General features: G+C 69.6%; 20 protein-coding genes and 1 pseudogene. 9 read left to right on the forward strand and 12 right to left on the reverse strand.

Translation table 11 applies throughout. The features are described 5' to 3' along the window. The first annotated feature begins 6 nt into the window (after positions 1-6). Positions 7-390, forward strand: a complete 384-nt coding sequence (locus tag LRS07_RS12915; protein WP_260498431.1) for a RidA family protein — start codon at positions 7-9, stop codon at positions 388-390. A 105-nt stretch (positions 391-495) separates the two neighbouring features. Here the strand turns inward: LRS07_RS12915 and LRS07_RS12920 are convergent, their stop codons facing one another. The 7 genes and pseudogenes from LRS07_RS12920 to mfd all read right to left on the reverse strand — a co-directional run bounded on the left by LRS07_RS12920 (position 496) and on the right by mfd (position 7,107). Next, the gene (locus LRS07_RS12920) at positions 496-975 is read right to left on the reverse strand and encodes a cupin domain-containing protein (protein WP_260498432.1); all 480 of its coding nucleotides are present in this window, start codon (positions 973-975) and stop codon (positions 496-498) included. A gap of 122 nt (positions 976-1,097) precedes the next feature. After that, on the reverse strand, positions 1,098-1,559 hold the full coding sequence (locus LRS07_RS12925; protein ID WP_260498433.1) for a C2 domain-containing protein: 462 nt from the start codon (positions 1,557-1,559) through the stop codon (positions 1,098-1,100). A gap of 65 nt (positions 1,560-1,624) precedes the next feature. Beyond that, entirely contained in the window at positions 1,625-1,876 is a 252-nt protein-coding gene (locus LRS07_RS12930; RefSeq protein ID WP_260498434.1) for a dienelactone hydrolase family protein, read from the reverse strand. 4 nt (positions 1,877-1,880) lie between these two features. Further along, complete coding sequence (locus tag LRS07_RS12935; protein ID WP_260498435.1) at positions 1,881-2,432, reverse strand: alpha/beta hydrolase family protein; 552 nt, start codon at positions 2,430-2,432, stop codon at positions 1,881-1,883. 54 nt (positions 2,433-2,486) lie between these two features. Then, positions 2,487-2,831, reverse strand: coding sequence for a DUF2834 domain-containing protein (locus tag LRS07_RS12940; protein WP_260498436.1), 345 nt, complete (start codon positions 2,829-2,831; stop codon positions 2,487-2,489). Positions 2,832-3,263: 432 nt separating this feature from the next. Beyond that, a complete protein-coding gene (locus LRS07_RS12945; RefSeq protein ID WP_260498437.1) occupies positions 3,264-3,596 on the reverse strand; it encodes a hypothetical protein in 333 nt (110 codons plus the stop codon). Positions 3,597-3,622: 26 nt separating this feature from the next. Beyond that, positions 3,623-7,107, reverse strand: a pseudogene (gene mfd, locus LRS07_RS12950) (transcription-repair coupling factor). A 92-nt stretch (positions 7,108-7,199) separates the two neighbouring features. Between mfd and ispD the strand changes: the two are divergent. From ispD to LRS07_RS12965, 3 genes are all read left to right on the forward strand, one after another. Continuing rightward, complete coding sequence (gene ispD, locus LRS07_RS12955) at positions 7,200-7,919, forward strand: 2-C-methyl-D-erythritol 4-phosphate cytidylyltransferase (RefSeq protein ID WP_260498438.1); 720 nt, start codon at positions 7,200-7,202, stop codon at positions 7,917-7,919. 97 nt (positions 7,920-8,016) lie between these two features. Beyond that, complete coding sequence (ispF, locus tag LRS07_RS12960) at positions 8,017-8,493, forward strand: 2-C-methyl-D-erythritol 2,4-cyclodiphosphate synthase (protein WP_260498439.1); 477 nt, start codon at positions 8,017-8,019, stop codon at positions 8,491-8,493. A 22-nt stretch (positions 8,494-8,515) separates the two neighbouring features. Next, on the forward strand, positions 8,516-10,165 hold the full coding sequence (locus tag LRS07_RS12965; protein ID WP_260498440.1) for a hypothetical protein: 1,650 nt from the start codon (positions 8,516-8,518) through the stop codon (positions 10,163-10,165). Between the two features lie 284 nt (positions 10,166-10,449). On the opposite strand, the gene LRS07_RS12970 is transcribed toward LRS07_RS12965, so the two are convergent. Both LRS07_RS12970 and ompR read right to left on the reverse strand, forming a co-directional pair. Beyond that, the gene (locus LRS07_RS12970; RefSeq protein ID WP_260498441.1) at positions 10,450-11,781 is read right to left on the reverse strand and encodes a sensor histidine kinase family protein; all 1,332 of its coding nucleotides are present in this window, start codon (positions 11,779-11,781) and stop codon (positions 10,450-10,452) included. Next, positions 11,781-12,515, reverse strand: coding sequence for an osmolarity response regulator transcription factor OmpR (ompR, locus tag LRS07_RS12975; protein WP_260498442.1), 735 nt, complete (start codon positions 12,513-12,515; stop codon positions 11,781-11,783). Before ompR ends, LRS07_RS12970 begins: the two co-directional genes overlap by 1 nt. A gap of 181 nt (positions 12,516-12,696) precedes the next feature. Between ompR and LRS07_RS12980 the strand changes: the two genes are divergently transcribed. Beyond that, on the forward strand, positions 12,697-13,431 hold the full coding sequence (locus LRS07_RS12980; protein ID WP_260498443.1) for an SIMPL domain-containing protein: 735 nt from the start codon (positions 12,697-12,699) through the stop codon (positions 13,429-13,431). Between the two features lie 15 nt (positions 13,432-13,446). Here LRS07_RS12980 and LRS07_RS12985 read toward each other — a convergent pair whose 3' ends face one another. Next, positions 13,447-14,217, reverse strand: coding sequence for a 3-hydroxybutyrate dehydrogenase (locus LRS07_RS12985; protein ID WP_260498444.1), 771 nt, complete (start codon positions 14,215-14,217; stop codon positions 13,447-13,449). A gap of 61 nt (positions 14,218-14,278) precedes the next feature. Between LRS07_RS12985 and LRS07_RS12990 the strand changes: the two genes are divergently transcribed. The 3 genes from LRS07_RS12990 (at position 14,279) to LRS07_RS13000 (ending at position 18,791) form a co-directional block, all read left to right on the forward strand. Continuing rightward, positions 14,279-15,148: an alpha/beta fold hydrolase gene (locus tag LRS07_RS12990; RefSeq protein ID WP_260498445.1), complete on the forward strand. Its 870-nt coding sequence runs from the start codon at positions 14,279-14,281 to the stop codon at positions 15,146-15,148. A 4-nt stretch (positions 15,149-15,152) separates the two neighbouring features. Further along, positions 15,153-17,462 (forward strand): RelA/SpoT family protein, encoded by a 2,310-nt coding sequence (locus LRS07_RS12995; protein ID WP_260498446.1) that lies wholly within the window; start codon positions 15,153-15,155, stop codon positions 17,460-17,462. A gap of 141 nt (positions 17,463-17,603) precedes the next feature. Beyond that, positions 17,604-18,791 (forward strand): glycosyltransferase, encoded by a 1,188-nt coding sequence (locus LRS07_RS13000; protein ID WP_260498447.1) that lies wholly within the window; start codon positions 17,604-17,606, stop codon positions 18,789-18,791. Positions 18,792-18,801: 10 nt separating this feature from the next. Here LRS07_RS13000 and LRS07_RS13005 read toward each other — a convergent pair whose 3' ends face one another. Beyond that, positions 18,802-20,061 carry a c-type cytochrome gene (locus LRS07_RS13005; protein WP_260498448.1) on the reverse strand — a complete coding sequence of 420 codons (1,260 nt, stop codon included), beginning with the start codon at positions 20,059-20,061 and terminating at the stop codon, positions 18,802-18,804. Continuing rightward, positions 20,058-20,387 (reverse strand): c-type cytochrome, encoded by a 330-nt coding sequence (locus LRS07_RS22030; protein ID WP_312028299.1) that lies wholly within the window; start codon positions 20,385-20,387, stop codon positions 20,058-20,060. Before LRS07_RS22030 ends, LRS07_RS13005 begins: the two co-directional genes overlap by 4 nt. A gap of 553 nt (positions 20,388-20,940) precedes the next feature. Between LRS07_RS22030 and LRS07_RS13015 the strand changes: the two genes are divergently transcribed. Further along, on the forward strand, positions 20,941-21,432 hold the full coding sequence (locus LRS07_RS13015; RefSeq protein ID WP_260498449.1) for a Cache 3/Cache 2 fusion domain-containing protein: 492 nt from the start codon (positions 20,941-20,943) through the stop codon (positions 21,430-21,432). Positions 21,433-21,441 lie beyond the last annotated feature (9 nt).

Below are 21,441 nucleotides of genomic sequence, written 5' to 3' on the forward strand. Positions count from 1 at the left end.
ACCGCCTTGCTGCCCGCCGGCTGGCCCCGGCCCAAGGGTTATGCCAACGGCGTGTCGGCCCAGGGCTGCATCTTCTCGGTCGCCGGCATGATCGGCTGGACGCCCGACGGCCGATTCGAGACGGACGACTTCGCCGGCCAGGCCATCCAGGCGCTGCACAACGTCGTCGCGGTGCTGGAGGCCGGCGGCGCCAAGCCCCAGCACATCGTGCGCATGACCTGGTACGTCACCGACAAGCGCGAGTACCTGGCCGCCGGCCGCGCCATCGGCACCGCCTTTCGCGAACTCATCGGCCACTACGACATCGCGATGACCGCCGTGCAGGTGGTGGCGCTGATGGAGGACCGGGCGAAGGTGGAGATTGAGGTGACGGCGGTGGTGCCTGGGTGATCGACAGACCGTGAGCGTCAGGCCACGTGGTCACTTGCTGGGGACCTTCACGGATTGGGCCGACGCTCGAGACGAGCGTCAAAGGCCGGACTCGGGTCCGACGATTCAGTACGGCGTGCCGTCTTTGCGTGAGAAGAGCCAACCCCCATTGACGAGTTGGGCACAGATGTCGTCGTCGGGGTACGTAGCCTCGTCTCCGAGCGTGCGATCTCCGATTTCCAAGTAGATGACTTCCTCGGCGCTGTTGTTGATAAGGCGATGACCGTCGCCTGTGCCGGCCTTGAAGCCTGCGCACATGCCGGGATCGAGGAGCGTATACCCTTCATCGGTGTGCAGCGTTGGCTGCCCTTGAATAATGTAGACAAACTCATCTTGCTTGGTGTGCGCATGGCGAAGTGCGGACATCGCGCCGGGCGCGAGTCGGGTTAGATTGACGCCAAAGTTGGTGAGTCCGAAGAGATCGCCGAGTGGATGCTTCTGCCGACCCGCCATGCGAGACGCAAAGGGTTCGGGGTAGTTCGAGCGTTTGGTTCTGACTGGCGCCTCGATGGCAACGATGGCAACTGGTGGTTTGGACGAAGGCACGAGCGCTCCTTGTGCAGTCAACGTTTTAGTTCAGTAAAAAACGTACCCCAGGCTACGCGTCGCCATACGTCCTCAATGCGAACGTCATATGCGGCCAACGACGAAGCCATGTTACGTGATGCTTAAGCGCGTCGATAGTGCGCCACTCGAATACCGAACTCTTCGCGGATATCCTGCAGTGGCACCTGAACATGCATCTCGAAGTCGTTCCATGGCCACCGACGACGCTGCCGAAAACATTGAAGGATTGTTAGCGGCACCAGGAAAACTGATTTTACGATGGAGCGTAGAACGTCTCGCGCGCCCAAATGCATATAAATCTCAAAGGACTCATGGAGGCGGTACCCGCCCAATACGCCGAATCCACCCGATGTTCCGAAGATGCTAGCAATCTTTACGACCGCCTCATCCTCCAGGGTGTTGCCGCAACCGAATATAACATGCGCCGCATCGTGGCATCGAAAAAACTCTTTAGCCTCTGGCGACATGGTCCGGTCACGCGCGAGTTTTGCGTTCGCTAGAGAGTATTCTGCAATTCCTTCTTCAAGGGTTTGACGAGAATTTTGATGCTCGAACAAGTACATGTCAACTCCGAGCGTGTGCGGGCGACCCATGCTCGCCGTGAGGGCACGATCCGGGAACTGGAAAATTATTGACTACGATGGAGATTGAGTGATGCGAGATATTCATCAACGATGCCGCTCCATAAATTCGGATGGTCGGACAACCAATGCCCGTTGCCCGGAACACCGCGAATAAGCTCGAGGCGCACGGCACCGCCGCTCTCTCCAAATTCTCTTGCATAAATACGAATAGAACTAAGTGAATTAAACAGGTCGTCCTCGCCATAAAGCCATAGCATAGGCGTTTTCGTTTGCTTTCCCAGCTCAATAAAACTCACGCGGTTAAAATCGATTGGGCAGTTGTCTTGGGCCTGCGCCACCCAGCCCCCCGAAAAATTGATCACCCCCCACGATTCCGGCATTCTTCAGGCCTTTTGCGGCGTACGCCACCGACAGAAATCCGCCTCGAGATGCACCTGCCAACACGATTCGTGATGAGTCAGCGTAAGGGAGCCGTCTTGCGTAGTCAATAACGGCAGTTACATCTTCAAGGGCTGCATTTAGACCAGGCAACCAAGACTGAGTATCACAATTCTTTTCTTCCGACTCAAGCGATAAGCCTTCAGATTTACCGCGTCCTCGACGCATCGGAACAATAACCACGAAGCCACGCTCAGCGAAGTGCTTGGCTTGTACTCTTGAAGGGAAACTTCGTTTTGGATCCCCGCCGGACGAGCCGTGATTGAAAATCACGACAGGAAAATTTCCGTCACCGGTGGGCTTATAAATGAATGCTTCGAGCTTGAGTTCTTTGAGTGAGCCTTGAACAGTGACTTGAACCGGAACAACTACTGCTTCTCCGGCTTTGCAAGCAACCTGGATAAACGCAACCAAAAAGCAACAACAAGCTAAAGCTGGTCGTTGAGCCACAACGTCCGAACGAGCTGATCAATCACCGTGCCGCTGAGCAGCGCGTCTCAGCTGGCGCCGGCGACCCAAGTAGAGCGGGAATGCGAACGCAAGGCCAACTGCGAAGCACAGTAAAACGTAGATCCACGGTCGCGGCGCGAAGGATTCCTTTTGGTCGGCTATCGCCCAAACTGAAAACACCAGTGCCGAGCAGTAGACGTCTAAGGTGATCGCCGTGGTGAGTGGGTTGGCAAACGCGCTAGAAAAGAAGGAGCTCGGTGCAACGTTACCACCACCGAGGAAAAATTGGATATTGAAGTACCAAGTGAACAGCAAACCGACGATTGCAAGGATAAAATATGCGCGTTCGAGTAATTTCGGCATGGTGGTTGATTTGGCTTACGCCGCTTAAATACCAGTTAGCCAAGTGGTTGGAATGCACAACACAGAGCGCACCATACGGGCCTTGCTCTTCTTGGATAGCGCCTGCCTGTCATCCCGTGCACAACGACATTGGTTCGTGGACTGCGGAAGCGGTTTCGAGTTGCCCTGCACCTCGGTTATTTCGTCTCGCTTGACTAAGGGCAATCCCGTGCGGTGGAGCAGATGAGATCCAACAACCGCTGCCGGTTCGCGCAGGAAGTTCTGCTCACCGGGTGATGCTGCCGTCAACTTTGCTCTGTGGGAAGTCCCCCGGCCTCCGCCTTTGGGCGGATGGGTCGGTGCAATAGGCGGCCCAGATTTTCGCGAACCGTCCCAAGTCAGGTCGGCGCTCTCCGCCGGCCCACCAGCCGCTCCCGCGGCCGTCTCAAACTCTCAATGCGTCCTCGGCTTCGCCTTCGGCGCCGCCCCCGGCACGTGCACCGCGATCTGCCCGGGCTCCAGGTCGCCGGCCTCGATGCCCAACAGTTCCTGGCGGACCAGGATCGCCACGGTTGAGGGGTTGACCTTGGCCGAGGGGTGGGCGGTGGCTTCGACCATGGCGCGGTACAGCGGCGCGGGCAGCAGCATGGCCAGCTCCAGGCTCAGCTCGGTGGCGCGCTCGTGGTCTTCCAGCGGGGCGTTCTTGTCCAGCGCGCCGGCGGTCACCAGGTAGGTGGCGACCTTTTCGGCCAGGTCCAGCTTTTCGCGTGCGGGCAGGTTCTTCATGGTGTTGTCTCTCCTCGTGATCGTCTTCAGGCCGCCGCCTTGACCACCGGCTGGCCCAGGCTGCGCAGCACGTCGCGCACCATCTGCGCCCGGTCCTTGGCCTCGGGCAGGGCGCGTTCGATGCGCAGCTTCTCGTTGCCGGCCAGCTTGATGTGGCGGTTCTTCTGCACCAGCTCGATGATGCGCATCGGGTCCACCGGCGGGTTGGGGCGGAAGGTGACGATGATGACCGACGGGCCCGCATCCACCTTCATCACACCGTAGGGCCGGGCCAGGATGCGCAGCCGGTGGCTGTCGAACAGCGTCTGGCCCTGCGCCGGCAGCTTGCCAAAGCGGTCGGTCACCTCTTCCAGGATGGCGTCCAGCTGGTTCGGCGTCTCGGCGGTGGCCAGGCGCTTGTACAGCGACAGCCGCACGTGCACGTCGCCGCAGTAGGCGTCGGGCAGCAGGGCGGGGGCGTGCAGGTTGATCTCGGTGCCGGCGCTGAACAGGCCCGTGGGGCTCAGCAGGTCGGGCTCCTCGCCGTTCTTCAGCGCCCGCACGGCCTCGCTCAGCATGTCGTTGTAGAGCTGGAAGCCCACCTCCTGCATGTTGCCGCTCTGGTGCTCGCCCAGCACCTCGCCGGCGCCGCGGATCTCCAGGTCGTGCATGGCGAGGTAGAAGCCGCTGCCCAGCTCCTCCATCTGCTGGATGGCCTCCAGCCGCTGGGCGGCCTGCTTGGACAGGCCCTCCGGGTCCGGCACCATCAGGTAGGCGTAGGCCTGGTGGTGGCTGCGGCCCACCCGGCCGCGCAGCTGGTGCAGCTGCGCCAGGCCGAACTTGTCGGCGCGGCTGATGACGATGGTGTTGGCGCTGGGCACGTCGATGCCGGTCTCGATGATGGTCGAGCACAGCAGCAGGTTGTGGCGCTGGGCGACGAAGTCGCGCATCACCTGCTCCAGCTCGCGCTCGGGCAGCTGGCCGTGGGCCACGGCGATGCGCGCCTCGGGCAGCAGCGCCTGCAGTGCCTCGCGCCGGTTCTGGATGGTCTCCACCTCGTTGTGCAGGAAGTAGACCTGGCCGCCGCGCTTCAGCTCGCGCAGCACCGCCTCGCGGATGGTGCCGCTGGACTCGCGCCGCACAAAGGTCTTGATCGCCAGCCGCCGCTGCGGCGCGGTGGCGATCACGCTCAGGTCGCGCAGCCCCTCCAGCGCCATGCCCAGCGTGCGCGGGATGGGCGTGGCGGTGAGCGTCAGCACGTCCACCTCGGCGCGCAGCGACTTGATGGCCTCCTTGTGGCGCACGCCGAAGCGGTGCTCCTCGTCGACGATCAGCAGCCCCAGGCGCTTGAACTTCACCGTCGAGCTGAGCAGCTTGTGCGTGCCGACGACGATGTCCACCGTGCCGTTCTCGATGCCCTCCAGCGCCGCGGCCACTTCCTTGGCCGAGCGGAAGCGTGACAGCTCGGCCACCCGCACCGGCCACTTGCCGAAGCGGTCCGAGATGTTCTGGAAGTGCTGCTCGGCCAGCAGCGTGGTGGGCGCCAGCAGCGCCACCTGCTTGCCGGAGTTCACCGCCACGAAGGCGGCGCGCAGCGCCACCTCGGTCTTGCCGAAGCCGACGTCGCCGCAGACCAGCCGGTCCATCGGCTTGGGGCTGATCAGGTCCTGGATGACAGCGTGGATGGCGGCGCGCTGGTCGGGCGTTTCCTCGAAGCCGAAGCTGGCGGCGAAGGCCTCGTAGTCGTGCGGCTGGAAGCGGTGGGCGAAGCCCTCGCGCGCGGCGCGGCGGGCGTACAGGTTCAGCAGCTCGGCGGCGGCGTCGCGCACCTGCTCGGCGGCCTTGCGCTTGGCCTTGTCCCACTGCTGCGAGCCCAGCTTGTGCAGCGGCGCCTCCTCGGCCGACACGCCGGTGTAGCGGCTGATCAGCTGCAGCTGCGCCACCGGCACGTACAGCGTGGCCTTGTCGGCGTATTCCAGGTGCAGGAACTCGCTGGGCCCGTCGCCCAGGTCGATGTTCAACAGGCCCTGGTAGCGGCCGATGCCGTGGTTGGCGTGCACCACCGGGTCGCCGACCTTCAGCTCGGACAGGTCCTTGATCAGCGCGTCGACGTTGCTGACCTGCTCCTGCTTGCGCCGGCGGCGGGCCGAGGGGCCGCTGGCGAAGAGTTCGGTCTCGGTGACGAACTCGACCGCCACGTTCGCGTCGGGCTCGTGCCAGAAGAAGCCGACGGCCAGCGGCGCGGCGGCGATGGCCACCCGTTCCTCGCCGCGGCAGAAGTCGTCCAGGCTGTCGGCCGCCGGCACCGAGATGCCGTGGTCGCGCAGCAGCTCCAGCAGGCTCTCGCGCCGGCCCGAGCTTTCGGCCAGCAGCAGCACCCGGTGCGGCGTGGTGTCGAGGTGCCGCTCCAGGCGGGCCAGCGGCTCGGTGGCGCCGCGCTCGGCGCTCAGGTCGGGCAGGGGGCGGGCCCAGTCGACGTCCCCCTGGCCGCGCAGCGACTAGCGTCGCGTGCTCGCCGGTCTTGACGAAGAACTGCTCCGGCTTGAGGTACAGCGCCTCCGGCGGCAGGGTGGGGCGCTCGGGGTCGTGCTGCAGGAAGCGGTGGCGCTCGCGGGTGTCGGCCCAGAAGCGGTTCAGCGCCTCGTCCACCTCGCCGTGCAGCACCAGGCCGCTGGCCTCGTTGATGTAGTCGAACACCGTCGCCGTCTCGTCGAAGAACAGCGGCAGGTAGTACTCGATGCCCGCGGTGGCGATGCCCTGGGCGATGTCCTTGTAGGCGCGGGCCCGGGTGGGGTCGCCTTCCAGCGCCGAGCGCCAGCGGGCGCGGAAGGCGTTGCGCGCCGCCTCGTCCAGCGGGAACTCGCGGCCGGGCAGCAGGCGCACCTCCGGCACGGGGTACAGGCTGCGCTGGCTGTCGGGGTCGAAGACGCGGATGGAGTCCACCTCGTCGTCGAACAGGTCGACGCGGTAGGGCACCGTCGAGCCCATGGGGAAGAGGTCGATCAGGCCGCCGCGCACCGCGTACTCGCCCGGCGACACCACCTGGCTGACGTGGGTGTAGCCGCCGAGCGTGAGCTGGGCCTTCAGCGCCGCCTCGTCCAGCTTCTGCTTCTGCTTGAACTGGAAGGTGGTGGCGGCCAGGAAGCTGGGCGGCGCCAGCCGCTGCAGCGCGGTGGCCGCGGGCAGCAGCAGCACGTCGACGCGGTCGGCCTCGGCCGCGCGGCCGGTGCGCTGCAGGTGCAGACGCCACAGCGTGGCCAGCCGCTCGGAAATCAGGTCCTGGTGCGGCGAGAAGCTGTCGTAGGGCAGGGTCTCCCAGTCGGGGAAGACGGCCACCCGCAGGTCGGGCGCGAAGAAGGGCAGTTCGCCCTCCAGCCGCTGGGTGTCGGCCGGGTCGGCGGTGACCAGCACCACCAGCCGGCCCTCGGCCTTCAGGGCCTGGGCGTGGCGGGCGAGCAGCAGCGCGTCGGCCGAGCCGACGGGACGGGGCAGGGTGAAGCGCTTGCCGGGGGGCGATCGAAGGCAATTGCATGGAAGGGGGGCGCACCAAAGGGAAACGCCCCGCGTCGAAGGGCGAGCGGGGCGCAGCGCGAAGGATTGTAGGCAGGCCACAATCCCGCCCCGATGCAGATCTCCTTCGACGCGCCCCGGTGCTACGCGTTGGTCCCGTGCGCTGGCAGCGGCCGCCGCGCCGGCCCGGGCGGGCCCAAGCAGTACCGGCCGCTGGCCGGCCGCCCGGTGGTGGCCCACACGCTGGACGCGCTGGCCGCCGTGCGGGGCCTCAGCGCCACCCTGGTGGTGCTGGCACCGGACGACGATCGCTTCGAGGCCGAGCTGCCCGGCTTCGAGGCCGGCGGCCGCGGCTGGGTGGCACGCTGCGGCGGCGACAGCCGGGCGGCGTCGGTGTCCGCCGGCCTGCAGGTGCTGCGCGAACGCGGCGTGCAGCCGCACGACTGGGTGCTGGTGCACGACGCGGCACGCTGCCTGCTGCGGCCGTCGGCCGTCGAGCGGTTGATCGCCGCCTGCGCGGACGACGAAGTCGGCGGCCTGCTGGCGCTGCCGGTGGCCGACACGCTGAAGCAGGCCGAGGGCGAGCACGTCGCCGCGACGGTGGACCGCCGCGCCAAGTGGGCGGCGCAGACGCCGCAGATGTTCCGGCTCGGGCTGCTGCAGGCCGCGCTGGCCGGGGCCGACGCCTCGGTCACCGACGAGTCGTCGGCCGTCGAACGCCTGGGCCACCGGCCGCGGCTGGTGCCCGGCGACCTGGACAACCTCAAGCTCACCTGGCCGGCCGACTTCGAGCTGGCCGAGCGGCTGCTGGCCTCTTGCGAAAGACACCGATGACGTTGATCTTCAGGCGGGCCGAGCGCCGGGCCGCTCCCAAGCCGGCCCGCATCCCCTCGGGGGATCGATCGACGTACCCGTCGGGCGAGGGGCAGTCATGATTCGCATCGGTGAAGGATGGGACACCCACGCGCTCGTGTCCGGCCGGCCCTTGGTGCTGGGCGGCGTGACCATCCCGCACAGCCATGGGCTGCTCGGCCATTCCGACGCCGACGCGCTGCTGCACGCCATCACCGACGCGCTGCTGGGCGCGGCCGGCCTGGGCGACATCGGCCGCCACTTCCCGGACACCGACCCGCAGTTCAAGGGCGCCGACTCGCACGCGCTGCTGGCCGAGGCGGCGCGCCGGGTCGGCGAGGCCGGCTGGGCGGTGGGCAACGTCGACGCCACCATCGTCGCCCAGGCGCCGAAGATGTCGCCGCACATCCCGGCCATGCGCGAGCGCATCGCCGCCGCGCTGGGCGTGACGGTGGAGCAGGTCAACGTCAAGGCGAAGACGGCCGAGAAGATGGGACCGGTGGGCGAGGGCCGATCGATCGAGGCGCGGGCGGTGGCGCTGCTGCTGGCGCGCTGAAGCCGGACCACCCCGCCCGGCGATGCCGTTCGATCGACCGACCGCGGGCCTGATGCCGCCCGCCACCGCCGGATCGGCAGCCGCCTGGCGCGTGGACGCCGCCGTGTTCTCGGTGGTGGCGCTGGGCCACCTGCTGGTGGCGCTGTTCATCCGCACCTACGGCTGGGACGACGGCACCATCACGCTGGCCTTCGCCCGCACGCTGGCCACCAGCGGCCGCATCGCGCTGACGCCCGAGTCAGTGACGGTGGAGGGCAGTTCGTCGCCGCTGTGGATGGCGCTGATGGCGGTGGTGCACTGGCTGGGGCGGCCGGGCTTCGACGCCTTCATCGCCGCCTCGCAGGTGGCGGCGGGCCTGTGCTCCGCCGTGGCGGCGGTGCTTCTGGCGCGGCTGCTGCGGCCGCTGGCGGGCTTCTGGGTGGCGGCGCTGCTGCCGCCGGCGCTGTTCCTCGGCGGGCCGTTCCTCAACGAGACGATGAACGGCATGGAGATGGCGCTGCTGGCGGCCGTCGTGCTCGGCGTGATGACGGCGCTGCAGCGGCCGCGGCCGTCGGCGCCGCTGCTGTTCGCGCTGGGTGCGGCGATGGCGCTGCTGCGGCTGGAGGGCGTGGCCTATGCGGTCGGGTCGGCGCTGGTGCTGTTCGTGCTGCAGCCGGCCTCGCGGCGCGCGGCGCTGGCGTTGGCGCTGGGCGCGCTGGCCGGGGCGGCGGCGATGGAGGCGGTGCGCCTGTGGGTCTTCGGCGACTGGCTGCCCAACACGGTGTGGGCCAAGCGCTGGTGGCCTTATCGGCCGGGCACGCTCGGGGGCCGGGCGCTGGTGCGCGGGCAGGCGCTGATCGAACCCTGGCTGCCGTATGCGGTGGCGCTGGTGGCGGTGCTGAGCCTCGGTGGGCATCAGCGCGTCGGTGGCGCGGTGGCCCGGGTGCGCAACGAGCCGGCGCTGCTCTTCGCCGTCGCCTACGTCGCCTGCGTTTGGGGGGCCAACACGGTGATGGGCCGCAACTGGGGCTATGTGTCGCGCATGCAGCTGTCGGCGCTGGTGCTGCCGGTGCTGCTCGCCCTGGCCTGGAGGGCGCCGGCCTGGCAGGCGCCGCGGCGGGTGGCGCTGCTCGCCGTGCTGACGCTGCTGGGCTCGATGACGGTGCTGCAGTGGAAGCATGTCGGCATCGCCTTCCAGGCGCAGGCGGGTCAGCCGCCGCGCTGGGGCATCACGCCGGACAGCTACCGCCTCACCGGCCTGGCGGTGGACCGGCTGCGCCAGCGGCTCGGCCTCGAACGGCTGAGCCTGATGGTGCCCGACGTCGGCGGCACGGCGCTGTGCTGCGAGCGGCTGGACATCATCGACTCGGCGCTGCTCACCGATCCCTTCCTGGCCCGCCACGGCTATGCACGTTTCGGCGAGTACCTGCAGCAGCGGCGGCCGGACGTGATCGAGACCCATGCGATGTGGTCCTGGGTGACGCAGATCTACGAGCAGCCCTGGTTCGTCGCCCACTACCAGCCGGTGGTGGTCGACGGCAGCTGGTTCTGGCTGCGCTCGGACCTCGCCGCCGCGCTGCCCGCCCCCGGGCCGGCGCCGGCCGACGCGCACCGCCTGCGCTACCGCGGGCGCGGCCTGAACGACGAGGCCTTCATCGCCGCGCACCCGCAGCCGGTGATCGTGCTCGACTGACGCCGGCGCGGACGGTGCGCCGGAAGTCGCACCAGCGCGCTGCGTCGCCGCGCCGCCGGCGGCCGCCTTCGTTTACGCTTCGATACCTTGATCGCACACGCCCGGCACCCTCCCCGAGGAGGCGCCGCCAAGGGTGATGGCGCTCCCGGAGGGGGAAGATGCTCGAAGCGCTGAAGTTCGTGGTGACGCTGCCGTGGCTGGTGGTCGACGTGGTGCGGCTGATCCCGCGGCTGTGGCGCTGGACGCCGGAATGAGGCCTGGCCGCGCGGTGGCGCGGCCCCCCGCTACGCCGCCCGCCGCAGCCGCAGCCGCGCCACCAGGCCGCCGCTGTCGGCGTTCTGCAGCTCGAAGCTGCCGCCCATGCGCTGCAGCGCCTTCTCCACGATGGCCAGACCCAGCCCCGCGCCGGTGGCCGCGGTGCGCGCGGCGTCGCCGCGGTAGAACGGGGTGGTGAGTTGGGCCAGCTTCTCCGGCGGCACGCCGGGGCCGTGGTCGCGCACGTTGACGATCACCCAGGGGCCGGTGCGCGCGTAGCTCACCTCGACCACCGCCACGCCGGTCTCGGTGGTGCGGCCGTAGCGGCGGGCGTTCTCGAACAGGTTGCCGAACACCCGGCCGAGCTCGACGTCGTCGGCCATCACCATCAGGTCGATCGCCACCCGCGAGGTGATGCGGATGACCGACGGGTCGCGGATGGCGGCCGCCTCGCGGTCGATCAGCTTGGCCAGCAGCACCGGCACCAGCTCGACCTCGCCGGGGCGGGCGTAGTCCATGAACTTGTCGATGATGGCGTCGAGCTGGTCGATGTCCATCGCCATCGCCCGCCGCGCCTCCTCGTCGTGCACGCTCATCTCGGCTTCCAGCCGCAGCCGGGCGAGCGGGGTGCGCAGGTCGTGGCTGATGCCGGCCAGCATGACGGCGCGGTCCTCCTCGACCTTGGCCAGCTCGCGCGCCATGCGGTTGAAGCCGCGGTTGACCTCGCGGATCTCGCTGGTCAGCGTGTTCTCGTCCAGGCGCGAATCGAACTCGCCCTCGCGGATGCGGCTGGCGGCGAACGACAGCTCGCGCAGCGGCCGGTTGATCAGCCGCGCGATGGCCACCGAGCCGAAGCCGGTGGCGATGATGGCGATGCTGACCCAGCTGAACCAGGTGCCGCCGCCGGCCGAGGTGAAGACGCGGGTGGCCTCGGCGCGCAGCCAGTAGGGGTCCCGTTCGATCGACAGCCCGACCCACAGGCCCGGCACCCCGTTGACCGAGCTGGCCACCAGCGTGTCGGGGCCCAGCTTGGTGCGCAGTTCCTGGCCGATGCGCCGGGTGAAACGGTCGACCTCGAAGGGTTCGTAGCGGTCACCCGGCTCGCGCGGCAGCAGGCGCACCGACTCCTGGTCGGTCATCGCCTTCATCACCGTCACCCGGTTGATGTTGTCCGAGTAGCGCAGCGCGGCGCGCGACAGGTTGACCAGGCTGGCGATCTGCTGCGCCGCCTGCACCGCCCGCGGCTCCAGCTCCAGCGCCCGCAGCGTCTGCACCCAGGCGAAGACGCCGCCGGCCAGCAGCAGCGCGAGCAGGAAGAAGGTGCGCCAGAAAAGGCTCAGGGCGAAGGGCTTGCGCGGCATCAGTTCGTGCCGTCCGGCACGAAGACGTAGCCCACGCCCCAGACCGTCTGGATGTAGCGCGGCTGCGAGGGATCGGGCTCGATCATCTTGCGCAGGCGGCTGATCTGCACGTCCAGGCTGCGGTCGAAGGGCTCGAACTCACGGCCGCGGGCCAGCTGCGCCAGCTTGTCGCGCGACAGCGGCTGCCGCGGGTGGCGCACCAGCGCCTTGAGCATGGAGAACTCGCCGGTGGTCAGGGCGATCTGCTCGCCTTCTTTGGTCAGCCGGCGCAGCGACAGGTCGAACTCGAACGGGCCGAAGCTGACGGTCTGCGGTTCCTTGGCCGGCGCGCCGGGCGCCTCCAGCGTCGGCCGGCGGCGCAGCACCGCGTGGATGCGCGCCAGCAGCTCGCGCGGGTTGAAGGGCTTGGGCAGGTAGTCGTCGGCGCCCACCTCCAGGCCGACGATGCGGTCCACGTCCTCCACCTTGGCCGTGAGCATGATGATGGGCGTCACGTCGTTGGCGGCGCGCAGGCGCCGGCAGATGGACAGGCCGTCCTCGCCGGGCAGCATCAGGTCGAGCACGATGAGGTCGATGGTCTCGCGGGTGAGCACGCGGTTCAGCGCCTTGGCGTCCTCGGCCAGCAGCACCTCGAAGCCTTCCTGCGTCAGGTAGCGGCGCAGCAGGTCCCGGATGCGGGCGTCGTCGTCGACGACGACGACGCGGTCGGCCCGGGCGTTGGCGGGTGCGTTCATCGATGGTCTCTCCCGAATATGTAACAGCGGCATTGTGCGCACGATTTCCCGTGGTTTCGGACCCCCTCACCCACGGTTACAACGTCGGTGCCCACCGCGTGACGCGTGCCGCGTTGAACCCCGGGTGGCGACTTGCCAGGCTGACCGGATGCTGATGCAACCCCTTCCTTCGTCCCGTTCGATGACTCGTTCGGTGGCCCATGCGGCCCGTGCCGCGCTGTGTGCCGCCGCCCTCATGGGCAGCCTGCCGGTCGCCCTGGCGCAGCCGGCCGCGCCGTTGGACAACGTGGTGCAGCTGAGCGCGCAGGCCGCCGCCGAGGTGCCGCAGGACCTGCTGTCGATCACCCTGCGCGCCACCCGCGAGGGCGCCGAGGCCGCCGCGGTGCAGGCCCAGCTGCGCCAGGCGCTGGACGCCGCGCTGTCGGACGCGCGCCGGCAGGTCGTGCCGGGTCGGCTGGAGGTGAAGACCGGCGCCTTCAACGTGCTGCCGAGGGTTCAAAGCGGGCCCAACGGCAACGGCCAGATCGCCGGCTGGCAGGGCCAGGCGGAGCTGATCGTGGAAGGCCGTGACACCGCCGCGGTGGCGGCCCTGGCCGGACGGCTGTCGGGCCTGGCGGTGGTCCGGGTGCAGCCGGGCCTGTCGCGCGAGGCGCGCGAGAAGGCGGAAGACGAGCTCACCGCCCAGGCCGTGGGCCGCTTCAGGGCCCGCGCCGCCGAGCTGGCGCGGCTGTTCGGTCAGTCGACCTACGTGCTGCGCGAGGTCAGCGTCGGCGCCAGCGACCCCGGCGTGCCGCCGGTGCCGATGTACCGGATGCAGGCCGCCGGGGCTGCCGTTGCCGACGAGTCGCTGCCGGTGCAGGCCGGCAAGGCGACGGTGACGGTGACGGTCAACGGCTCGGTGCAGCTGAAACCGTAGCGGCCGGCGCCCGGCTCACTGGGCGACCCAGCCGCCATCCATGTTCCACGCCACGCCGCGCACCTGGTCGGCGGCCGGCGAGCAGAGGAACACCGCCAGCCCGCCCAACTGCTCGGGCGTGACGAACTCGCCGGACGGCTGCTTCTCGCCCAGCAGTTCGGCGCGCGCCTTCTCCACCGCCAGGCCCTCGCGGGCGGCGCGGTCGTCGATCTGCTTCTGCACCAGCGGCGTCAGCACCCAGCCGGGGCAGATGGCGTTGCAGGTGACGCCGGTGGTGGCCGTCTCCAGCGCCACCGTCTTCGTCAGGCCGACGATGCCGTGCTTGGCGGCGACGTAGGCCACCTTCTGCGCCGAGGCCACCAGCCCGTGCGCCGAGGCGATGTTGAGGATGCGGCCCCAGTTCTTCCGCCGCATGCCGGGCACCGCCAGCCGGGTGGTGTGGAAGGCCGAGCTCAGGTTGATGGCGATGATCGAGTCCCACTTCTCCGGCGGGAAGTCCTCGATGTTGGCCACGTGCTGGATGCCGGCGTTGTTGACCAGGATGTCGACGCCGCCGAACTCGCGCTCGGCGTAGGCCATCAGGTCGGCGATCTGCTCGGGCTTGGACATGTCCGCACCGTGGAAGCCCACCTTGCCGCCCAGCGCCGCCACCTCCGCCTTGGCCGGCTCGGGGTCGCCGAAGCCGTTGAGCACCAGGGTGGCGCCCTCGCGGGCCAGCGCCAGGGCGATGCCCAGCCCGATGCCGCTGGTGGAGCCGGTGACGAGGGCGGTCTTTCCGCTGAGCATGGGCAGGTCCTCCGAAGGGGTTGGTAGCATCGACTGCGACCATCATAGAACCGCGGCCGACATGACCGACCCCCGCCTCGAACACGTGCAGTGCCTGGACAGCCGCGGCCTGCACCGCATGGCGTACTGGGCGTGGGGCGACCCGGCCAACGACAACGTCCTGGTCTGCGTGCACGGCCTGACCCGCCAGGGCCGCGACTTCGACACGCTGGCCCGGGCGCTGAGCGACCGCTACCGCGTCGTCTGCCCCGACGTGGTGGGTCGCGGGCGCTCCGACTGGCTGGCCGACCCCGCGGGCTACGCCATCCCGGCCTACGTGGCCGACATGGTCACGCTGCTGGCGCGGCTGAACGCGAAGACGCTGGACTGGGTCGGCACCTCGATGGGCGGCCTGATCGGGTTGGGCCTGGCCGCATTGAAGAACTCGCCGATCCGCCGGCTGGTGCTGAACGACGTCGGCCCGACGATCGAATACGCGTCGCTGCAGCGCATCGGCCAGTACCTGGGCATGCCCGTGCGCTGGAAGACCGAGCAGGAAGCGGCCGACGCGCTGTGGGCCATCTCGCGCAGCTTCGGCCCGCACACGCCCGAGCAGTGGCTGGCGATGAGCCGGCCGCAGTTGAAGGCCGACGGCGACGGCTTCAAGCCGCACTACGACCCCGCCATCGCGGTGCCCTTCCGCCAGGTCACGCCCGAGGTGGCGGCGGCCGGCGAGCGCCACCTGTGGCAGGCCTGGGACAGCCTGACCTTGCCGGTGCTGCTGCTGCGCGGGGCGGAGTCCGACCTGCTGTCGGCCGCCACCGCCAGAGCGATGACCGAGCGCGGCCCGAAGGCCCGGCTCGTGGAGTTCGCCGGCGTCGGCCATGCGCCCACGCTGCAGGCGGCCGACCAGGTGGCGGTGGTGGTCGACTTCCTCTGCAAGCAGGACTGACCGCATGAAGACCGGTTCGCTGACCGGCCTTCCCGCCGGCGGCGCACCGGCGGTGGCGGCCGCGCCCATCGTCCGCCTGCTCGACGCCGACACCGACGCCGGCGCCCCGCGCGACGACGTGGCGCGCGCCCGCGCCTTCGCCGAGCCGCTGCTCGCCGGCCAGCGCTTCGACAGCGGCGAGGACGCGCTGGCCCATGCCGACGGCGTGGCCGCCATCCTGGCCGGCATCGGCGCGGCGCCGCCGCTGCTCGCCGCCAGCTACCTGGTCTACGCCAGCGACTTCCTGCAGCGGCCGGAGGAGGTGGTGCGCAAGGCCTTCGGCGAGTCCTACGCCCGGCTGGTCGGCCACACCCGGCGCCTGGTGCAGGTGCAGCGGGCGGCGCGGGAAGCCTCGCTCGACGGCGCCCGGCGCGCCGAGCAGACCGAGCGCGTGCGCAAGATGCTGCTGGCCTTCTCGCGCGACCTGCGGGTGGTGCTGCTGCGCCTGGCCTCGCGGCTGCAGACGCTGCGCCATTACGCGGCCAGCAAGCAGGCCTGCCCCGAGGCGCTGGCGCGCGAGAGCCGCGAGGTCTTCGCGCCGCTGGCCAACCGGCTGGGCATCTGGCCGATCAAGTGGGAGCTGGAGGACCTGTCCTTCCGCTTCCTCGACCCCGCCGCCTACAAGGCCGTCGCCGCGCTGCTGGACGAGACCCGGCTGCAGCGGGAGCAGAGCACCGAGGCGGCCCGCCGGCGCATGGCCGACGCCCTGCAGGCCGCGGGCGTGCCGGCCGAGGTGCAGGGCCGGCCCAAGCACCTGTACTCCATCTTCAAGAAGATGCGCGGCAAGGGCCTGGACATCGGCCAGGTGATGGACCTGCGGGCGCTGCGGGTCATCGTCGACGACGTGCAGTGCTGCTACGCGGCCCTGAGCGCGGTGCACGAGCGCTTCGCGCCGGTGCCCGGCGAGTACGACGACTACATCGCCAGGCCCAAGCCCAACGGCTACCAGTCGCTGCACACGGTGGTGCTGGACGACGGCCGGCCGGTGGAGGTGCAGATCCGCACCCGCGAGATGCACGAGCACGCCGAGCACGGGGTCGCCGCGCACTGGGCCTACAAGGAGGCCGGCGCCAAGGGCTACGCCGGCGTTGCCGCGGCGGGCGACTTCGAGCAGCGGGTGGCCGACGCCCGCAAGGCCGTGCTGCGCCAGCTGCTGGCGTGGGAACGCGACCTGGCCGCGCCGCAGGGCGACGGCGAGGCCGCGGCCCGGCATGCCGACGACCCGCTGCCGGCCCCGGGCGGGGACGCCGTGGCCGGACGTTTCGACGACCGGCTGTACGTGTTCACGCCGCAGGCCGCGGTGATCGAACTCACCGCCGGCGCCACGCCCATCGACTTCGCCTACGCCCTGCACACCGACCTCGGCCACCGCTGCCGCGGCGCCCGGGTCGACGGCGCCATGGTGCCGCTGAACACGCCGCTGCAGAACGGGCAGACGGTGGAGGTGGTGGCGGCCAAGGAGGGCGGGCCGTCGCTGGACTGGCTGAACCCCGAACTGGGCTACCTGAAGAGCGCCCGCGCCAAGGCCAAGGTGCGCGCCTGGTTCAACAACCTGCAGCAGGGCGAGACCATCGCCCGCGGCCGCGAGGCGGTCGAGAAGCTGCTGCAGCGCGAGGGCCGCACCGCGCTCAAGCTCGACGAACTCGCCGCACGGCTGGGCTTCCGCAGCGCCGACGCCTTGTTCGAGGTGGTGGGCAAGGACGAGTACTCGCTGCGCCACATCGAGCAATTGCTCCGGCCCGCCGAGCCGGCGCCCGAGGCCGACGAACTGCTCGCGCTGAAGAAGGCCAGGCCCACCACGCTGGCGCCGGCGGGCGGCGTGCTGGTGGTGGGCGTCGATTCGCTGCTCACCTCGCTGGCCCGCTGCTGCCGGCCGGCGCCGCCGGACGCCATCGCCGGCTTCGTCACCCGCGGCAGAGGCGTGGCCGTGCACCGCGCCGACTGCCCCAACTTCCGCCACATGGCGGCGCGGTCGCCGGAACGGCGCATCGCCGTCACCTGGGGGAGGGGCAGGGCGGTGCGGGGGGCCCCGCTGTACCCGGTGGGCGTGATGGTCGAGGGCAGCGACCGCCCGGGCCTGCTGCGCGACATCTCCGAGGTCTTCGCCAAGGAGAAGCTGCACCTCACCGGCGTGCAGATGCAGACCCTGCGCGACGGCGGCCTTGGCACCACCCGCATGAACTGCACGGTGGAGGTCAGCGACGCGCAACGGCTGCAGCGGGTGCTGGGCCAGGTGCTGCGCATCGACGGCGTGCGCCAGGCCCGCCGGCGCTGAGCCGACCTCGGTCACGCTCGGCTTTTGCCATCCGCATGGAGGATACGCATTGACCTTTCAATTCGCTAACATCCATAGCGAAAATGGGTGAAACCTGCGCCGGGGTTCACCTCGCGGTTCTGCCAGTGCCATGGAGTTCGGGTGAAGTCAGATTTTCAAGAACTGCGCTTGAACGTTGAATGGCGACTCAAGCGGCGCGCTCGAAGGGTCAGCGCCATCGCGGATGTTCCGTCCGATTGCAATGCGGTCTTCTTCACCGTCGACGATCCGATCGCACGCAACCAGGTCTTCCCTTTCTATCTCTACTCGAGCAAGTTGCGGCAAGCCTATGGCATCCGGTTTTGCGAACTGGACTGGCGTTGTCTGCAAGCCGAGGAAAAGCCGGCGGCCGTCTTTCCTAGAGTGCAATGGGTTTGCCTGCAAACTTGGTTCGACCTTTCGGGTCAACAGATCGAATTTCTGTTGGAGCGCATCAACCAGATTTTTCCCAACGCCAGGATCAATTACTTTGACTGGTTCGCGCCGCTCGACTTGCGCTACGCCGGTCGCCTCCAGGGGTGGATCCACAGGTACTACAAGAAGCAGGTGCTGCGCGACGTGGAGGACTATCGGCGCCCGCACCAAGGCGACACCAACCTCACGGACTACTACTCTCGCAGGTTCGGGCTCGACATGCCCGTCACCATGCAGGAGCCGGTCGACGACCGGTTCTTCTCCGACAAGTTGTTGCTGGGTCCCAGCTTCTACCTCGCACCGTACCTGATCAGTCGCTTCTCACGACCGATGCCGGTGCACACCCGAAAGTTCGACGTCCACGCGCGCATCGCGATCGCTGGAGAGCCGTGGTATTCACGCATGCGCCAGGAGGCGAAGACCGCGCTCGGCGCGCTGCAGCACCGTCGCGTGATCCAGGACGGCCGGGTGTCGCGGTCCCAGTTCATGCGCGAGGTGGAGGCCAGCACCCTGTGCTTCAGTCCGTTCGGCTACGGCGAGATCTGTTGGCGCGATTTCGAAGCGATCGCCTGCGGCGCCGTGCTGGTGAAGCCCGACGTCGGCCACATCCGCATGGACCCCGACCTCCTTCTGGCCGAGGAGACATACGCTGCGGTGCGCTGGGACCTTGCCGACTTCCGCGACACGGTTGAACAATTGCTTGGCGACGAGTCGCGGCGGTCCATCATGGCGGCGCGGGCCTTCGAGGCGGTGTATCAGTACCTGTCGTCCCAGCGCTTCGTCGACCAGGTTCAATGGCTGTTCACCGCCGACCCTCTTTACGAGGCAGTGGACAAGGACGCTGCCCCACACCGCGCGACGCCGGTGCGTCTGTGAAAACCGGGGTTCAACGCGCCTTCTGCACCGCCAGCGCATCCACCGCGGGGGCGTCGTTGCCCCAGGCCTGGCGGATGAAGCTGAGCAGCGCGGCGATGTCCGCGTCCTCCAGGGCCTGGCCGAAGGGCGGCATGCCGTAAGGCCGTGGGTTGCCGGCGGTGGCCGGCGGGAAGCCGCCGTGCAGCACCGCCTGCAGCGCGTTGGCCGGCGAGGCCAGGGTGACGGACCGGTTGCCGGCCAGCGGCGGGTAGGCCGGCGCGGCGCCCTCGCCGCGTTCGCCGTGGCAGTCCTTGCAATGCTGACCGTAGAGCCGTTCGCCGCGCGCCAGCACGGCGCCGTCGGCCGGCTTGCCCTTGGGACGCGGCGGGTCGTGCGGCGGCAGGCCCTGCAGGAACGCCGCCATCGCGCGCAGGTCGGCATCGCTCAGGTGCTGGGTGCTGCCCAGCACCACCTCCGCCATGGGGCCCATGACGGAGGCGCGAGGCGAGAGGCCGGTCTTGAGCAGCGCGACCACGTCCTCAAGGGGCCAGCGGGCGACGCCCGCTTCCCGGTCGGAGGCCAGCGAGGGTGCGTACCAGCCCTGCATCGGGATCAGGCCGCCGCCCAGTTCGTTGTCGTCGATGGTCGCGCCGAGGCGGTTGCGGGCCGCGTGGCAGGCCGCGCAGTGGCCCGGCCCGCGCACCAGGTAGGCGCCCCGGTTCCATTCGGCAGTGCGCTCGGGCGACGGCTCGAAGCGGCCCGGCTCGAAGTACAGCGCCCGCCAGACCGCCAGCGCCCACTGGGTGCCATAGGGGTAGCGCAGGTCGTGCGGGGCGTTGGGCCGGTGCACGGCCGGCTGGCGCATGAGGAAGGCGTGCAGCGCGTCGCTGTCCTCGGCGCTCATCAGGGTGTAGTGCGGGTAGGGGAAGGCGGGGTAGAGCCGCCGGCCGTCCTTCGACCGCCCCTGGTGCAGCGCGCGGCGCATGTCGGCGGCGGTCCAGGTGCCGATGCCGGTCTCGGCGTCCGGCGTCAGGTTGCTTGCCACCAGCGTGCCGAAGGGCGTGGCGATGGCCAGCCCGCCGGCATAGGCCGGCTGCCCCGGCAGGCTGTGGCAGCCGGCGCAGTTCCCGGCGCGCGCCAGGTAGGCGCCGCGTTCGACGAGCGCGTCGGTCATGGGCGGGGGTGGGCGGCCGTCCTCCGGCCGCAGCCGGTCCTGCCACAGCACCCAGGCGGCGAACAGCGCCGCCGCCAGCGCCAGCGCGACGACGAGGCCGATCAGGCGCCGCGTCATGGCCGCGCCCTGAGCCCGCTGCCGCAGTCCAGCGGCAACGGCTGCGCGACGGTGGCGGCCGGTTTGGCATCCGCCGGCAACGGTTGCGACGACAGCCACAGCGCCATGGCGGCCACGTCCTCCTCGGACAACGCCCGGGCGACCCTGGCCATGCAGTCCGGCGCACGGGCCTGACGCAGCCCGTTGCGCCAGGCGCCCATCTGCGCCACCAGGTAGTCGCGCGACAGCCCCAGCAGCCCCGGCATGCCGGGCTGCACGCCGGTCATCGCCGCGCCGTGGCAGGCGCTGCAGGCCGGCACGCCCCGGGCGGGGTCGCCCTGGCGCACCAGGGACTCTCCCCGGGCCATCGCCGCCGCCGCGCGCCCCGCGGGTCTGCGGCGCCGGATAGGGCAGGTCGAGACCGGCGAAGTGCTCCGCGATCTCGCGCAGGTAGGCGTCCGACAGCGGTGCCAACAGGCGCTCCATCGCCTCGTTGCGGCGCCGGCCCTCGCGGAAGTTGAGCAGCTGCTCGTACAGGTAGCCGGCCGGCTTGCCGGCGATGCGCGGGTAGTAGCCGTCGTTGGTGGCGCGGCCCTCCCGGCCATGGCAGGCGGTGCAGGCCAGCGTGCGCTGGGCCATGGTGTCGGGCACCGGGGCGGCCGTCGCCGGAACCGCTGCGGCGCAGGCGGCGAGGACGACCGCGGCGAGGGACCGCGCACAGCGCCGGGCGCCGCGGCTTCTGGGTTCGTTCAGGTTGCCGCTCATCGCGTCAATTGTGCGGGGGCCGTGGCGTGGGTCACGGCAATCGGTGGCCCACCATGGTTTCCCCACATCAGTCCGCAGTCCGCGTACCGAAAGCCCAGCATGGAGCCGCATCGTCATGCGGACGAAGGACGCCTCATGAACCGCCGCACCCTCTTCTGCATCGCCACCCTGGCCCTTGGCGCCGCCACGACGGCCAGCGCCTACGACCCGAAGGCCACCATCGCCGACCTGGACGCCCGCCTGGCCAAGGCCGGCGCGCCGCGCGTGCAGGGCACCGAGGCGGTGGCCGGCAAGGACGTGCCGGCGCTGTTCTTCGGCGAACGTAAGATCAACAACAACTACGACGTGGTCGATGCGGTGCGCAAGTCGCACCAGGCCACCGCGACGGTGTTCGTCAAGGCCGGCGACGAGTTCGTGCGCGTCAGCACCAATGTGTTGACGCCCGAGGGCAAGCGCGGCATCGGCACCCAGCTGGCCCGCAACCCGGCCTACGAGGCGGTGAGCAAGGGCCAGTCGTTCTGCGGCGCGATCGACGTGCTCGGCACCGCCTACGACGCCTGCTACAACCCCATCAAGGACGGCAGCGGCCAGGTCATCGGCGCCAGCTACATCGGCCACAAGAAATAAGGGCCCGGG

The organism is Aquabacterium sp. J223, assembly GCF_024666615.1.
Taxonomy (GTDB): domain Bacteria; phylum Pseudomonadota; class Gammaproteobacteria; order Burkholderiales; family Burkholderiaceae_C; genus J223.

What these genes read in the sequence shown, in the direction of transcription:
- LRS07_RS12925 (WP_260498433.1), bottom strand. Translation starts at nt 1,559, where the DNA reads ATGTACTTGTTCGAGCATCAAAATTCTCGTCAAACCCTTGAAGAAGGA.
- LRS07_RS12940 (WP_260498436.1), bottom strand. Translation starts at nt 2,831, where the DNA reads ATGCCGAAATTACTCGAACGCGCATATTTTATCCTTGCAATCGTCGGT.
- LRS07_RS12945 (WP_260498437.1), bottom strand. Translation starts at nt 3,596, where the DNA reads ATGAAGAACCTGCCCGCACGCGAAAAGCTGGACCTGGCCGAAAAGGTC.
- ispD (WP_260498438.1), top strand. Translation starts at nt 7,200, where the DNA reads ATGCAGATCTCCTTCGACGCGCCCCGGTGCTACGCGTTGGTCCCGTGC.
- ispF (WP_260498439.1), top strand. Translation starts at nt 8,017, where the DNA reads ATGATTCGCATCGGTGAAGGATGGGACACCCACGCGCTCGTGTCCGGC.
- LRS07_RS12965 (WP_260498440.1), top strand. Translation starts at nt 8,516, where the DNA reads ATGCCGTTCGATCGACCGACCGCGGGCCTGATGCCGCCCGCCACCGCC.
- LRS07_RS12970 (WP_260498441.1), bottom strand. Translation starts at nt 11,781, where the DNA reads ATGCCGCGCAAGCCCTTCGCCCTGAGCCTTTTCTGGCGCACCTTCTTC.
- ompR (WP_260498442.1), bottom strand. Translation starts at nt 12,515, where the DNA reads ATGAACGCACCCGCCAACGCCCGGGCCGACCGCGTCGTCGTCGTCGAC.
- LRS07_RS12980 (WP_260498443.1), top strand. Translation starts at nt 12,697, where the DNA reads ATGACTCGTTCGGTGGCCCATGCGGCCCGTGCCGCGCTGTGTGCCGCC.
- LRS07_RS12985 (WP_260498444.1), bottom strand. Translation starts at nt 14,217, where the DNA reads ATGCTCAGCGGAAAGACCGCCCTCGTCACCGGCTCCACCAGCGGCATC.
- LRS07_RS12990 (WP_260498445.1), top strand. Translation starts at nt 14,279, where the DNA reads ATGACCGACCCCCGCCTCGAACACGTGCAGTGCCTGGACAGCCGCGGC.
- LRS07_RS12995 (WP_260498446.1), top strand. Translation starts at nt 15,153, where the DNA reads ATGAAGACCGGTTCGCTGACCGGCCTTCCCGCCGGCGGCGCACCGGCG.
- LRS07_RS13005 (WP_260498448.1), bottom strand. Translation starts at nt 20,061, where the DNA reads ATGACGCGGCGCCTGATCGGCCTCGTCGTCGCGCTGGCGCTGGCGGCG.
- LRS07_RS13015 (WP_260498449.1), top strand. Translation starts at nt 20,941, where the DNA reads ATGAACCGCCGCACCCTCTTCTGCATCGCCACCCTGGCCCTTGGCGCC.